Origin of the sequence: Arthrobacter flavus (genome assembly GCF_039526005.1) — a bacterium.
GTDB lineage: Bacteria > Actinomycetota > Actinomycetes > Actinomycetales > Micrococcaceae > Arthrobacter_D > Arthrobacter_D flavus.
On sequence record NZ_BAAAIJ010000032.1, the window covers coordinates 290,845 to 304,783 of the forward strand.

The following is a 13,939-nucleotide window of genomic DNA, read 5'->3' on the forward strand; positions in this document are numbered from 1 at the left end:
GCACAGCGGAGCCCCGCGGAACCTTACCGCACCGGTGACGCCATAGACTGTTTTCATGGCCGGACTCATCAAACGCGAAGACATCGATGAGGTACGCCAACGCACTGACATCAAAGAGATCGTGGATGGCTACGTAACGCTCAAGTCTGCCGGAGTTGGATCCTACAAAGGTCTCTGCCCGTTCCACGACGAGCGGTCGCCGTCGTTCCACGTCCGCCCCCAGATGGGCTCTTACCACTGCTTCGGCTGCGGCGAGGGCGGGGATGTCATCTCCTTTGTCCAGAAGATGGACCACACCTCGTTCTCCGAGACCGTCGAGAAGCTAGCCTCGCGGATTGGTTTCGAACTGCGCTATGAGGACGGTGGAACCGGACCGCGCCGCGAAGACATCGGCAGGCGCCAGCGCATGCTCGACGCCCACAAGATCGCCGCCGAGTTCTACCGCGAACAACTCCTCACCCAGGGCGCAGCCGCGGGGCGACGGTTCCTGCAGGACCGCGGGTTCGACCGGGCCGCCGCTGAACAGTTCGGGGTGGGCTATGCGCCGCAGGGCTGGGACGGCCTCCTGACCCACCTCACCGGCAAGGGCTTCACCCAGGACGAGCTCAAGCTCACCGGCATGTTCAGCGTCTCCGCCAACAACGCCCAACGGATCTATGACCGGTTCCGGGGCCGCCTGATCTGGCCCATCCGCGACATCACCGGAGACACCGTCGGGTTTGGGGCCAGGAAGCTCTACGAGGAGGACCAGGGGCCCAAGTACCTCAACACCCCCGAGACTTCGCTCTACCACAAATCCCAGGTGCTCTACGGCATCGATCTCGCCAAACGGGAGATCGCCAAGTCGCGTCAGCTCGTGGTGGTCGAGGGCTACACCGATGTGATGGCGTGCCACCTCGCCGGGGTCGGCACCGCCGTCGCCACCTGCGGCACCGCTTTCGGCGCCGATCACATCAAGATTGCCCGCCGGCTTCTCTCCGACGACGGCTCCGGTGGTGAGGTGGTCTTCACCTTTGACGGCGACGCGGCCGGCCAGAAGGCGGCCCTCCGCGCCTTCGAGGAGGATCAGCGGTTCGTTGCCCAGACCTACGTGGCGGTGGAGCCCAGCGGGGCCGATCCGTGCGAGCTGCGCCAGGCCAAGGGCGACGACGCCGTCCGCGGCCTGATCTCTTCCCGCAGGCCGCTCTTCGAGTTCGCCATCAAGGCTTCCTTCGGCAACTACGATCTGTCCACCGGCGAGGGCCAGGTCAACGCGCTACGGCACGCGGCGCCGATCGTTGCCAGGATCCGGGACGTGTCACTGCGGTCCATTTACACCCGGGAGTTGTCCCGTTGGCTCGGGATGCAGTTCGTGGGGGAGGACCAGGTGGCCCGGGCGGTGGCGACGGCGGCCAGGAAGGGTACCGGGGTGGCTGGTGGCGCCGGCGGCGGATCGGGGAGCGGATCACGGGAGCACACTGCGTCGTCGTCCGCCCAGGGTGCAGCCGACGGGTCGGCGGGCGCTGAGTCAGGTGGCGACGTCGAGCAGTTCCCCCGGCCGGATCCGAAAGACCCGATCGGCAGGATGGAACGCGAGGTCCTTGAGGTAGTCCTGCAGTACCCGAATCTGCTCGAGCCGGCGCACTGGGAACGATTCGCCGAGTCGGGGTTCTCGGTGCCCGTGTACGCGGCGCTGAAGGACGCTGTGCAGGCTGCGGGTGCCGCTGGGGTGGAGCCGGCGCAGTGGGTGGAACGGGTCCGGCAGGAGGTCCCTGAGGTGCTGCGCGGCCTGGTCACGGAGCTGGCCGTCACGCCGCTGCCGTCGAAGGCCGAGGACGCGCTGGCCCTCTACAGCAGGGATATCGTGAACCGGCTCTACGAGTTGCGGATCACCCGGCTCAAGGCCGAGATGCAGGGGAAGCTGCAGCGCGTCGACGCCGCCGCCGACCCCGAACAGTATGTCCAGCTGCAGCGGGACCTTTTGGAACTGGAAATGCGCCGCCGCCAGCTTCGCTCCGACTGAGGCTCCGCTGGGATCCACCGGTATTCACAGAGTTAAGAGGGCCAATTTCACTTACCCGCACTTGGTATGTAAAGTTGTATCTGCTGCTTTCCTCCGTAGCTCAATTGGCAGAGCATTCGACTGTTAATCGAAGGGTTACTGGTTCAAGTCCAGTCGGAGGAGCCACCAAACCCCTTCCCACCAGCTTCGTGCTGGCGGGAAGGGGTTTTCTTTTTGTCACGCAGAACGCCGCACGAAGCGTATTCTGAAGCAATGGAACAAGACAGCAAACTGATCTTAGTCACCGGCGCTACCGGCTACATCGGCGGCCGGCTGGTTTCCCGCCTCGTCGCCGAAGGACACACGGTCCGTGTGCTGGTCCGGTCACCCCAGAAGCTCAAAGACGTCCCCTGGAGTTCCTCGGTGGAGGTGGTGGAGGGCGACCTTGAAGATGAGGAGTCGCTCCGGGAAGCCTGCGCCGGAGTCGACACCCTGTACTACCTGGTGCACTCGATGGGAATGGGCAAAGGCTTCGAGGCCAAGGAATCGAAGATCGCCTCGATGGTGTCGAGCGCGGCGACCTCGGCCGGCGTCGTGCGGATGGTCTATCTGGGTGGACTGCACCCGGCGGACGTCAAACTGTCAACCCACATGCGCTCCCGCGAGGAGGTGGGCCGTATCCTCCTGGAATCCGGAACGCCAACCATCGCGTACCAGGCCGGTGTGGTGATCGGATCCGGCTCGGCGTCGTTCGAAATGATCAGGCACCTCTCCGATGTGCTGCCCGTGATGCCCGCCCCCAAGTGGGTGCTGAACCGGATTGAGCCCATCGCCGTGCGCGACGTCCTCCACTACCTGATCGGGGCGCTGACACTGCCCCCTGACCTGAACCGGACCTTCGACATCGGCTCCCGGAACGTGCTCTCCTACGCCGAGATGATGAACCAGTATGCAGTCGAGGCAGGTTTGCGGCGTCGCAAGATTCTGGCGTTGCCGGTGCTGACACCTCGGTTGGCTGGCCACTGGGTCAACCTCGTCACTCCCATTCCGCGCGTGATGGCGATGCCACTCATCGAGTCGCTCCAGCACGACGCGATCACCGCGGAACACGATATCGACCAGTACATTCCGGTGCCCGACGGCGGGTTGACCGACTACCGCACGGCGGTCGATCTGGCGCTGGGTAAGGAACGGGGGGGAGAAGTGGAGACCAGTTGGGCGGGAGCCTCACGGGTTGACACTGCAGCTGACCCGCTGCCCACCGACCCGGAATGGGCTGGGCACACGGTGTTCACTGATGTGCAGGTCTACAAGTCCAAAGCCTCCCCAGAGCGCCTCTGGAAGGTCATTGAGGGAATCGGCGGGGATAACGGCTGGTATTCGCTTCCCGTTGCGTGGGCCGCGCGAGGGTGGATGGACAAGCTGGTGGGCGGTGTCGGGCTCCGCAGGGGCCGTCGCCACACCGACCAGTTACTCACAGGTGAAGCCTTGGACTTCTGGCGGGTCGAGGAGATCGTCCGCGGCGAGCGCTTGCGCCTGCGTGCCGAGATGAAGCTGCCGGGCCGTGCCTGGCTGGAATTGTCGGTGCGCCCCGATGGCACCGGCAGCGAGTACACCCAGCGTGCAGTGTTCTTCCCCAAGGGGCTCCCCGGTCGGCTGTACTGGTTGGGCGTGCTACCCTTCCACGGGACCATCTTCAAGTCGATGGCCCGCAACATCTCCAGCAAGGCTGAGCGCAGCTAAACCCGATTGGAACGGTTGTCCCGCCCCTGCCTAGCCCAGGGGTGGGACAGTCCGTGGCCTGACGACAGTCCACAGGAACAGCACTCCGGCGCTGATGCAGACCGCCATCACGCCGCCCATGGTCGTCGCGGATACCCCGAGAAGTCCCACGACCGGTGAGATCGCCCCGGCCAGGCCGAAGGTGACAGCGCCCAGCAGCGACGCCGCTGTGCCAGCCTGGGCGCCGTGGTTGGCCAACGCCAGCACCTGGACGCAGGGAAATGTGAACCCGGCCGCCATGATGTAGAACCAGAGCGGCACGATGACCCCCCACAGCCCGAACCCCAGCTGGGCGAAGAGGACGATCAGCAGGGACATCAGCAGCATCGTCGCGGTGGAGTAGACCATCACCCACTGGGGGCCGATCCGGCGGAGCACCCGGGCACTGATCTGCACGCCCGCCACAATGCCCAGAGAATTCACCGCAAACAGCAGGCCGTACTGTTGCTCGCTGAAGTTGTAGGTGCCCTGGAAAAGAAAGGGGGACGCCGAGAGATAGGAAAACAGGCCGGAGAAGTTCATCCCGCCCACCAGCAGCACGCCGATGAAGATCCGGTCGGTGAGAACCGCCCGGTAGCGTTGCAGCGCGGTGGCCCCTGAGCTGCCACGCCGATCCGCGGGGAGCGTTTCAACCAGGAACACCGACACCGCAAGGATGACCAGCAGCCCGTAACCGGCCAGGAACCAGAAGATGCCAGGCCACGGCATGACGAGCAGCAACTGTGATCCGATCACCGGAGCGAGAATGGGAGCGAGCCCATTGACCAATGCCATGTAGGAGAGCATCCTGACCAGCGGATAGCCGCCGAACAGGTCCCGGAGCATCGCCATGGCAACCACGCCGCCGCCTGCAGCCCCCACGCCCTGCAGGACACGAAACACCATCAACGTGGTGATGTCGGTGGCCATGGCCGCACCCAGCGACGCCAGGATATGGACGCTGGTTGCGAGAATCAGGGGAAGCCGGCGTCCCACCTTGTCGCTGAGCGGGCCGACGATCAACTGCCCGACGGCAAATCCGACGATGGTACCGGTGAGCGTCAACTGGACCGCAGCCTCGGTGACCCCTAAGTCGCTCTGCAGCGATGGGAACGCCGGAAGATACAGGTCGATGGTGAAGGGACCCAGCGCCGTCAGGGCCCCGAGAATCACTACGTACATCAGCTTTTGTCGTCGGGAAAGTGAAGCGCCGGGGTGGATTACTGTGCTCACTGGTGCCTATCCGACCAAGGTTGACCCTTGCGTCACGGGTGGCCCGCGGGCCTCGAATAGATGATTGCGCGGGGCGCGCTGATTCTCGTCTGAAAAGGGGGAAGGACAACGCACCACGCTGTCGTCAGTTCTATCTTAGGTTGCCTTGGCAAACGGAAGTCCCTAAGGGTGCTTGCTATTGAAGTAGGCTTACACAGATTCGGCTTTCGCTACTCAATGGTAATTTTAGGCAAAGGTTTACGCAGCTTGCAGGTACGCTCAGGCGACTTGTTAGACGAGGGATGGAGGCAGAGCTATGGATAGCTCCGCTAGCACACGTGGCACAGGGACTTCGAGCAAGCCATCAGTCTTCGGACTGATCAAGCTACTGGGAAGGCTCACACCGCGCCAGTTCGGTGACGAAGTCACCATGGCGCTTGAGCAGATGAAGCAGAAAGGCATCAAGGCTGGGATCGCAGCAGCGTTCCTCGTCGTGGCGGTCGTCTTCCTGGCCTTCCTCGCTGTCGCGCTGATCGCTGCAGCGATCCTCGGGCTAGCCACCATCATGGATGGCTGGCTCGCGGCATTGCTGGTTGCCGGTGTATTCCTCATCATCATCGCTATCACCGCGCTGATCGGTGTCTCCCGGTTCAAGAAGGCGCTGCCGCTGCTGCCGGAGGAAGCCATCCGCGGCATCCGCTATGACATCGGTGTCCTTCGCGAGGGTCGCAGCTTTGATCCGGCAACCCTTGATGTCAAGAAGCCCAAGGAAGAAAAGCCCAAGGACAAGGCCGAGGAGGCCAAGCCCAAGGAGCCGACGCCGTCGTACGGCGAATTGCGACGCCGCTCCGGTACTCGACGCGACCACCTTGCCGAGATCCGCGACGATCTGGGCCGCGAACTGGACTTCAAATCACGGTGGAACCAGGCCAAAACATCGGCGAAAACCGGTGCCAGCCGTCTCGTCGACCAGGCCAAGGCGGTCGTGCCCCAGCGCGCTGCAGCCGCACCCCGGGAACACTCACACAACGTCACCCTGGCTGATCGGTGGAAGTCCCTCTCCGTCGTCGCCGGTTCGGTGACCGCCATTATCGTCATGGTGCGGAAACTGGTTTCCCGCTAGGAGACGCTCGCCCGATCCGCACACAGGTCCGAACGGGCCTGCTCTCCCTGCATAATAGTGGGGGAGGGAATAGTGATCAGACTCATTGGGGCCGGCGCGAGACCGGGACGCGAAAACGACGTTCTGGCGACCTTCTGGACGCTGCCCAATATCATCACGGTCATTCGGTTCCTCGGGGTCCCGTTGTTCGTATACCTCATCGTTCAGGATGAGGACGCCCTGGCCGTGATCACCCTCGTGGTTCTTGGCTCGACCGACTGGATCGACGGGTATATTGCTCGCCGGTTCAATCAGGTGTCAACCGTCGGCAAATGGCTCGATCCGATCGCGGACCGGACGGCGCTGATTGTTATCGCGGTGGTCTTTGTGGTGGATGATATTGCCCCCGCATGGCTGGTGTGGGCCATCGTCATTCCGGATGCCATTCTCATCGTCAACGCCCTCATCCTCTTCCGCGGCCCGCTCCACCTACCGGTCACCACTATCGGGAAGATCCGCACCGCCCTGTTGCTCATCGGATCGCCGATGCTCCTGCTGCACCGCGTCCCGGGCTTTGACCAGCCATGGCTGTTCATCACCGCTCACGTCCTGCTGGTGCTGGGGTGTATTGGACATCTTCTTGCGTTCTACGGGTACTTCACAGCGGCGCACCGGAAGTACCGCTCGGACGGTAGGTCCGACGGGACAGCCCGACCCGGGGCCGTTGATGCTCCCTAGCCGTCCCCATTCCCCTCGTTTCACCCGCTGCCCGAAGGGCGGCGCATGGTCTGGTTAGCCATCCTCCTGGCTCTCATCGGTGCCTGTTTCCTCGCCGTCGGAGCGCAGCGCCAAGGCAGCGCCGTCAGGTCCAATACCGGCGGTCTGTCCCTGAACTCCAAGGGGTTCGTCAGGCTGCTCAGCAATCCGCGCTGGGTGCTTGGCCTGATCCTCCTCGGGATCGGGATGGCGTTGAACGTGATCGCGCTCAGCATGGCAAGTCTCACCGTGGTGCAACCGATCGGCGCCATCGCGCTGGTGATCACCACGGTCGTCAATTCCAAGGACCAGGGCATCCGGATCAACCGGGCCACCGTCGTCGCTATCGCTGCGTGCGTGAGCGGAAGTGCGCTGTTCGTCCTGCTCGCCGTCAACGTGACCCGTAAAGACCATGAGGTGTTGCCGGAGCAGGAACTCGTTACCGTGCTCCTCCTGGCGGTGGCGGTCGCGGTGTTCGGTTCCCTTGCGGTCATGTTCCGTCGCCGGCTGGGCGCCTTCGCTTACATTCTGGGGGCAGGGGTGTTGTTTGGTTTTGTCGCGGTGCTCACCAAGATCATCGCTACCCACCTGTTGGACCCCAACGGGCGGTTCCTGCTGAATGTACCGCCCTACACTTTGGTGGCGATTGCCGTAGCTGCTGGCCTTGGGTCGTGGTTTGTGCAGAGCGCCTATGCCACGGGTCCGCCGGACCTGGTGATCGCTGGATTGACGGTGATTGATCCGATTGTGGGTATCGCCATCGGCATCGTCATCCTGGGCGAGTTGGAACCCGACGTGGAATCGGTCATCGCAATTGCCATGGGAATGGCGGCGTTGGTTGCTATTGTGGGGGTCATTGCGTTGTCCCGGCATCACCCAGATGTGGTGCAACGCCAGAAGGAAGTACGACGTCGGCGCTAGCTGAGACTCATTCTGTCCAGCCGCCTGATCCGCCAGTCACCCACAGAGGAAAACCACAGTGAGCCACCCGGCCGATAAATTGCCTTTGACCATTCTGATCGCAGCAGAGACCTACCCGCCCAACATCAATGGGGCGGCGCAGTTCGGTTACCGACTGGCAAAAGGAATGCATTCCCGCGGGCATGATGTCCACGTCCTGGCTCCCAGCACCGAGAACGGCAAAAGTTTCACCGAGGCCGGCGGTGAATGGCCCGTGCACCGGCTGAAGTCGCACTCCGTTCCCACCCACGACTACTGGCGAATCTGCCTCCCCTGGGAAATCAAACGCGACCTCAGCATGCTTTTCGACCGGGTGCAGCCCGACGTTGTGCACATCCAGTGCCACTACATGGTGGGGGAGTACACCCTCTATGAGGCAGTGAAGCGCGGAATCCGGGTGGTTGCCACCAACCACTTCATGCCCGAGAACCTTAACCCGTTTCTGCCCTTCCCCGAGTGGTTCAAGAAAATTGTTGCCAAGAACTCCTGGCGTGACATGGGCAAGGTCATGGGCAAGGCCGCTGTGGTCACCACGCCAACCCCGTTGGCCGCCCAGGCCATGCATGATCATGCGTTCCTTCGGAAAGTGGTCCCCCTCTCGAATGGCATCGACTCAGCCGCCTACGAGTTGCAGCCCGGGGAGACGCTAGGGCACCGGGAGTACCCGACGGTGCTCTTCGTCGGTCGGCTCGCCGAAGAGAAACATGTTGATGTCCTGATTGACGCGGTCGCCAAGACTCCTCCGGCACTCAACGTCCACCTTGAGATTGTGGGTGGTGGCGAGGTGAAAGCCGCACTCCAGGCGCAGGTCGCCCGATTGGGTCTTGGGGGACGGGTGGTCTTCCGCGGACTGATCACCGACGAGGAGCTGCGGCAGGCGTATCTCCGTGCGGCACTGTTCTGCCAGCCCGGAACGGCCGAGTTGCAGTCACTGGTAACACTGGAGGCGATGTCCGCTTCCACCCCCGTCCTGCTCGCCAACGCCATGGCACTTCCCCACTTGGTGGATCACGGCGTCAATGGCTACTTGTTCACGCCTAACGACAGTACAAAGCTTGCCGGTCGGATTACCCAGATCCTCAGCCTGCCGCCCGATGGCCAGGACCGGATGGGCAAGGCTAGCCGCTCGATGGTCGATGTCCACTCGCTCACGGCCACCCTCGCAACGTTCGAAGGCCTGTACTACGGCGAGTTGCTGGAATCCGAGGCTGTCTGACGGGCCACCCACCGGGCATCGCCACGGGCAGGTTAGGCAATTGCTGCGGTGTCGTAAGAATGCTGCGGTGTCGTTAGACTGAAATGGTCGCTTCGGCGATCACGGCTTGGGGCTGTAGCTCAGCTGGTTAGAGCAGCGGACTCATAATCCGTTTGTCCTGGGTTCAAGCCCCAGCAGCCCTACTAAAAAGAGCCCCTGATCTGCGGAAACGCGGATCAGGGGCTCTTTGCTTTGCGAATCTTCCAGCATGGTTCCTACAGTTTCCTGAAGGTGTGAGAGGTAACCCGCTGGAATCCGAGCTCGTCTCGCGCAGCCGCTAGCTTAGCCGCCGCCTCAGGAGCATTTCCCCCGCGAAGGGTGGGAATCAGTACCTTTGCCGGGAAGTGGTGCTCTTAGGGTGGTCCTGGGTGGTCAGGCCTTGTCCTGCCAAAGAGTCACTTCCCGAGCAGTGAAGGCCGGTGCTGCTTCAAGATATCGGGTGAGATAGGCGCTCCATTCGCGATGACTGGGCATCAAAGATCATTCGAACAGCCCTTGCGGTCTCGAACCTGTCCACAACAATCCGGCACAGCGGCACTCTCTCTCGATCCACCTGGTTTGCCAGCGCGCCATCCGACGGTGATTTCAATCGTCCGCCGGATCGCTGGGTGGACGACGTAGGTGGGCATCGGGGTCTGGCTTCTTGGTCAGCGAGGTGTGATGCCGTCGAAGAGGTTGTTAACGAGCGCAATGGCAAATGCCTCGGTTACGGGTTCGTCGGGGATAAGGAGGCGGTGGTAAACGGCACCCCAGAGTTGATCGACGAGAACTCGCACGTCGACGCCGGCCCTGATCTGGCCTGTCTTCTGAGCAATAGTGAAACGGTCTGCGGCAATCTGCCTGCGATGAGAGGAGTACAGCCGGCGGTAATCGATTGCGAGGTCCTGATCGGTCTGGGACTGACCAATCAGCTCCGTCAGCAGCCTGCCTGCTGGGGTGGTGGTCATCAGCGTCACGAAGCTGCCCAGTTGGGTAGTGATGTCGGCTCGGATATCTCCGGTGTCGGGGAACGTCAGTGTGACCTCGACGCTGTGGAAGTAGCCTTCGAGTGCCAGAGCTCCGGTAGAAGGCCACCATTTGTAGAGCGTGGTCTTGCTGACACCGGCCTGCCGGGCGACGCGTTCAAAGGTGAGACCGGTGAGGCCTTCGTGGAGCAGGATTTTCCCGACCGTGTGCAGGGCGTCAGCGCGTACGTCTTCCGCGGGGCGTCGGCCGCGGCCGCGTCGAACAGCGCCGTCGGGGGACGGGTTCGGTGTGCCGCTAGTGCTGGTGCTCATGGTGGTCCCTGCAATGGGGAGCGTCGGGCGCTCGAAGGTATCAGCTATGGATAAGACGGGCGATGGGTCCAGGATACTTCGCCTCGTACTCGTACTCGTACTCGAGCATCGTGCGGGTTGGGGTGGGCGAGGTCAGGCGAGTCCCCCGTTGACGAAGATTACTTGGCCGTTAACCCAACGAGCGGGGCCAGCCAGGAAAGCGACGATCTCGGCGACGTCATCGGGGGTGCCGAGTCGCTCGAGCGGTGCGGCCGTGGAGAGGTTCTGGATGGTCCGCTTGTCTTTGCCGTCGAAGAACAGTGGAGTGGCAGTGGGGCCGGGGGCCACCGCATTTACGGTGATGTCTTTGCCGCGGAGCTCGCGCGCCAGGACCAAGGTCAGTGCTTCGATTGCTGCCTTCGAGGCGACGTAACCTCCGTAGCTGGGGAAGCTCGTGCGGGTGACAGTGGTAGAGAAGTTCACGATGGCGCCGCCTTTGCGGACCCGCCGCGCAGCCTGCTGGGACACCACGAAGGTTCCGCGGATGTTGGTGCGGTACATCCGGTCGAGGTCGTCGAGGTGGAGCGTGGCGATCGGTGCGAGCATCATGATGCCCGCCGTGTTCACGACCACATCTATGCCACCAAAGGCGTCCTCTACTCGATCGAACACCGTTCGCATCGCGTTCTCGTCCGCGATGTCACCATCAACCGCGATCGCCGACCCGCCTGCCGCGACAATGTTCTCGACGATGGCGTCGGTCTTCGCCTGGTTCCGGGCGTAGTGCACGGCGACTGAGAAGCCGTCCGCGACCAGGCGGTCGACGACGGCCTGACCTATGCCACCGGAACCGCCAGTGACCAGGGCGATGCGACCGGCGCTCGCTGTTGTGCTCATGATTATCTCTTCTCTACCCAGAAATGAACGACCCGTTCATAGCAACTTAGGTTGACGTTATGGAGTCTTCGCAGGTCGCAGATGTCGCAGCGGATATAACCGATCCGCGTGCTGGTCTGCGGGCGGTGGCATCGCTCCGAGTTCTCGCAGATGCATTGGAGCTGCGTCAGGTCGAGGCCGCGCTTCGCTCGGGCATGAACTGGCAGACGATTGCGGACGCACTAGGGGTCACACGACAAGCAGTTCATAAGAAGTACTCCAAGCGCGTTGATCCTTCACTTCTCACCATCAGGAGTCGAACATGAGCAGATTTACCCGGTACGCGACGACCAGTCAGTCATTGTCACTGGCGGCGATGGAGGAGGCGTCGCGGAGGGGTTTGCGGGAGGCAGACCTTCAGGACCTGTTCCTCGCCCTGACCTTGAGCGGTCAGTCCGCCGGCCGGGTCCTTCGCGACCTGGGTATCACCATCGACGCGGGCCGTACCGCGGTGGAGGAATACCAGAAGGAACAAATAGCATCCCTGGGTATCAACGCGTCCCTGCCGCCGGCTGGGGACATCGTCCTCCCTAAGGCCGGCGGATACGAGTTGTCCAAGCGTGCCCGGGATCTCATCGGACGAGCCGGTGACAAAGGCAGGACAGCCGACGCTGCCGCGGTTCTACGTGAGCTCCTCGATGAGCCCAGTGGAGTCGTGACAGACCTCCTCGAGCAGCTCAACACGACGCCGGCCATGGTGATCGCCGCACTGGACACCCCATCAACACCTCCCGTGCAGAACAAGGGAACCCGGTCGCGTCGACGGGGAGAGTGCACCGTAGGGAATGAGTCATTCGTCCCCGCTCCGATCAACGACGTGTGGGGGCTTTTATCCGACCCAGAACGTATACCGGAATGGGACCCCATGGCCGGCACCGTCGAGCCCACTCTTGATGAAACTGTGTCCTCACCCGCGACAGCGGAGAACCACGGATCCAGCGGGGAGGCGGCAAAGGCCGGCGCAGCATGGACGATTTATGCGTCGATGACCTACCCGGACGGCAAACCACTCAAGGTGCACGAGAAGTTTCGTCGTCGAACACTTAAGGTCCTCCATATGACTTCCCCGAGTAGGATCAGCTGGTTCCTCACGTACCCGGACTCGATTACCAACCCGCCCATGACCAGGACCTTCGAGCTGGCGCCGGCCACGGGTGGAACACACCTGACTATCACCATGACCTGGGCGCAACGCCAAGGATGGCAACGCCTCCTGGGCCCTGTGCTCTTGCCGCTTCGGCGGTTCCTGACCTGGATCATGGTCACCCAGATCAGGGACACGATCAGTCGGGCCTTCCGCTAAGCACAGCCATCACACCGCAATGCACATCAGGGACAGTCCGCGCGATCAAAGCACACGGTGAAGAAGTTCAATGCGTACATGGTCACATCGGCCGCTTACCGATGCAAAAATTACGCCACTTACCGTTGCGGTTCACACATCAAGCCGCAACGCCCAAAAACGATCGTTTGCGGCCAGATCACTGTGACACGTATTAAGGTCCAGACACCCAGTCACCTGCTACCGAGCATCGGGACTGAACCTACTCACCGCAGCCATCGTCCTCTGGAACACCGTGTACCTCGACGGCACCATCACGACCTTGGACAAGGACGGCAAAGCCACTGACCCGGAACTGCTGCGATTCCTCTCGCCCATGGGATGGGAACACATCAATCTCACCGGCGATTACACCTGACCACACGCCGACAAGATCAAACCCGGCAAATATAGGCCACTAAGGCGTCCAGCAAGACCTTAGCATCGGCTATTCGACATTTTTCACACGCAACCCTAGATGTGCTACCTATATAGAGGTACTATCTAGATATGGCAAGGGATCTAACAGTAGAGGGCGTAGTTCGATCGGCGCTACCCATTGCGATCCTCGCTGCACTGAAACCGCAAGCGACACACGGTTACGCCCTGATCGAGCTCTTGAGCACTCAAGGCTTCAGTGACGTAAAGGGCGGGACCCTTTATCCCATACTGGCCAGACTCGAACAGCAGGGCCTCGTGCGCTCCGCATGGGACCACAGCCAGAGCGGCCCAGGACGCAAGATGTTCACGACGACCACCGAAGGGGACCGCCTGGTCGATGCCGCAACCAAGGCATGGCAGGACATGGGTCAGACCCTCAAGAACCTTTCCACCCTAGGAGTAGTCCAATCATGAAGTACGAGCAGAGTTTGACCGCTGAGTTGCGCTACCGAGGAACCCCCGAGAGCGACATTGCTGACATACTCGCAGAAGTTCGGGCGCACACCCCGGCCGGTGAGGATCCGGTGGACCACTTCGGGACGCCGACCGAATATGCCGAGCAATACACGACACAACGGCCAGCGCAGACCAAACGGAAGAACCGTGTGTTGGCGATTCTTGTGATTATCGCCGTCATGTATACGGTGTTCGCTCTCCTTGCGAAGCCGCTCCTCGACATCAACGTCAGGGACTACACCGGCCCCTTCATGCTCTGGCCGGCGCTGGCCCTCATCCTGGCCGGTACCGCCACAAGCTTCATCGTCACGACCTTCAAACGCGCACCACACGCCGCCCCGCACTCCGCACCCAACACCCGCTGAAAAATCCCCTACGGGCCATGAAGCGCTACGAAAACGACGCCACTTACCGATGCGATCTGAGCGGCCTAGGGATTTCGGACAGTGGGACCTCTTAAACTGAGGTTTCTACTGAAAGTGAGATTGGCAGTATGTCTGCA

At 62.1% G+C, this 13,939-nt stretch carries 13 protein-coding genes, 2 tRNA genes and 1 pseudogene; 13 read left to right on the forward strand and 3 right to left on the reverse strand.

The window, feature by feature from the left end; all coding sequences use genetic code 11:
• Positions 1 to 55: 55 nt before the first annotated feature.
• The 3 genes from dnaG to ABD059_RS08925 all read left to right on the forward strand — a co-directional run bounded on the left by dnaG (position 56) and on the right by ABD059_RS08925 (position 3,724).
• Positions 56 to 2,002: a DNA primase gene (gene dnaG, locus ABD059_RS08915; protein WP_343879153.1), complete on the forward strand. Its 1,947-nt coding sequence runs from the start codon at positions 56 to 58 to the stop codon at positions 2,000 to 2,002.
• An 89-nt stretch (positions 2,003 to 2,091) separates the two neighbouring features.
• A tRNA-Asn gene (locus ABD059_RS08920) sits at positions 2,092 to 2,167 on the forward strand.
• Positions 2,168 to 2,254: 87 nt separating this feature from the next.
• The gene (locus ABD059_RS08925) at positions 2,255 to 3,724 is read left to right on the forward strand and encodes an SDR family oxidoreductase (protein WP_343879155.1); all 1,470 of its coding nucleotides are present in this window, start codon (positions 2,255 to 2,257) and stop codon (positions 3,722 to 3,724) included.
• Positions 3,725 to 3,754: 30 nt separating this feature from the next.
• On the opposite strand, the gene ABD059_RS08930 is transcribed toward ABD059_RS08925, so the two are convergent.
• Positions 3,755 to 4,924 carry a multidrug effflux MFS transporter gene (locus ABD059_RS08930; protein WP_343879214.1) on the reverse strand — a complete coding sequence of 390 codons (1,170 nt, stop codon included), beginning with the start codon at positions 4,922 to 4,924 and terminating at the stop codon, positions 3,755 to 3,757.
• Positions 4,925 to 5,270: 346 nt separating this feature from the next.
• On the opposite strand from ABD059_RS08930, the gene ABD059_RS08935 reads away from it, so the two are divergent.
• The 5 genes from ABD059_RS08935 to ABD059_RS08955 all read left to right on the forward strand — a co-directional run bounded on the left by ABD059_RS08935 (position 5,271) and on the right by ABD059_RS08955 (position 9,170).
• A complete protein-coding gene (locus ABD059_RS08935; RefSeq protein WP_343879157.1) occupies positions 5,271 to 6,077 on the forward strand; it encodes a phage holin family protein in 807 nt (268 codons plus the stop codon).
• Positions 6,078 to 6,149: 72 nt separating this feature from the next.
• Entirely contained in the window at positions 6,150 to 6,794 is a 645-nt protein-coding gene (locus ABD059_RS08940; RefSeq protein WP_343879159.1) for a CDP-alcohol phosphatidyltransferase family protein, read from the forward strand.
• Between the two features lie 45 nt (positions 6,795 to 6,839).
• Entirely contained in the window at positions 6,840 to 7,733 is an 894-nt protein-coding gene (locus tag ABD059_RS08945; protein ID WP_343879161.1) for a DMT family transporter, read from the forward strand.
• A 58-nt stretch (positions 7,734 to 7,791) separates the two neighbouring features.
• Positions 7,792 to 8,988: a glycosyltransferase gene (locus ABD059_RS08950; protein ID WP_343879163.1), complete on the forward strand. Its 1,197-nt coding sequence runs from the start codon at positions 7,792 to 7,794 to the stop codon at positions 8,986 to 8,988.
• Positions 8,989 to 9,096: 108 nt separating this feature from the next.
• Positions 9,097 to 9,170 (forward strand) — tRNA-Ile (locus ABD059_RS08955).
• A gap of 504 nt (positions 9,171 to 9,674) precedes the next feature.
• On the opposite strand, the gene ABD059_RS08960 is transcribed toward ABD059_RS08955, so the two are convergent.
• Both ABD059_RS08960 and ABD059_RS08965 read right to left on the reverse strand, forming a co-directional pair.
• Positions 9,675 to 10,304, reverse strand: coding sequence for a TetR/AcrR family transcriptional regulator (locus ABD059_RS08960; protein WP_343879164.1), 630 nt, complete (start codon positions 10,302 to 10,304; stop codon positions 9,675 to 9,677).
• Between the two features lie 132 nt (positions 10,305 to 10,436).
• Positions 10,437 to 11,180 carry an SDR family oxidoreductase gene (locus ABD059_RS08965; RefSeq protein WP_343879165.1) on the reverse strand — a complete coding sequence of 248 codons (744 nt, stop codon included), beginning with the start codon at positions 11,178 to 11,180 and terminating at the stop codon, positions 10,437 to 10,439.
• 59 nt (positions 11,181 to 11,239) lie between these two features.
• On the opposite strand from ABD059_RS08965, the gene ABD059_RS08970 reads away from it, so the two are divergent.
• The 5 genes and pseudogenes from ABD059_RS08970 (at position 11,240) to ABD059_RS08990 (ending at position 13,802) form a co-directional block, all read left to right on the forward strand.
• A complete protein-coding gene (locus ABD059_RS08970) occupies positions 11,240 to 11,485 on the forward strand; it encodes a hypothetical protein (RefSeq protein ID WP_343879166.1) in 246 nt (81 codons plus the stop codon).
• Positions 11,482 to 12,522 carry an SRPBCC family protein gene (locus ABD059_RS08975; protein WP_343879167.1) on the forward strand — a complete coding sequence of 347 codons (1,041 nt, stop codon included), beginning with the start codon at positions 11,482 to 11,484 and terminating at the stop codon, positions 12,520 to 12,522. Before ABD059_RS08970 ends, ABD059_RS08975 begins: the two co-directional genes overlap by 4 nt.
• Before the next feature lie 220 nt (positions 12,523 to 12,742).
• A pseudogene (locus ABD059_RS08980) lies at positions 12,743 to 12,982 on the forward strand (Tn3 family transposase); the annotation flags it as partial.
• Positions 12,983 to 13,050: 68 nt separating this feature from the next.
• Complete coding sequence (locus ABD059_RS08985; protein ID WP_343879168.1) at positions 13,051 to 13,395, forward strand: PadR family transcriptional regulator; 345 nt, start codon at positions 13,051 to 13,053, stop codon at positions 13,393 to 13,395.
• On the forward strand, positions 13,392 to 13,802 hold the full coding sequence (locus ABD059_RS08990) for a DUF1129 domain-containing protein (protein ID WP_343879170.1): 411 nt from the start codon (positions 13,392 to 13,394) through the stop codon (positions 13,800 to 13,802). Before ABD059_RS08985 ends, ABD059_RS08990 begins: the two co-directional genes overlap by 4 nt.
• Positions 13,803 to 13,939: the final 137 nt, after the last annotated feature.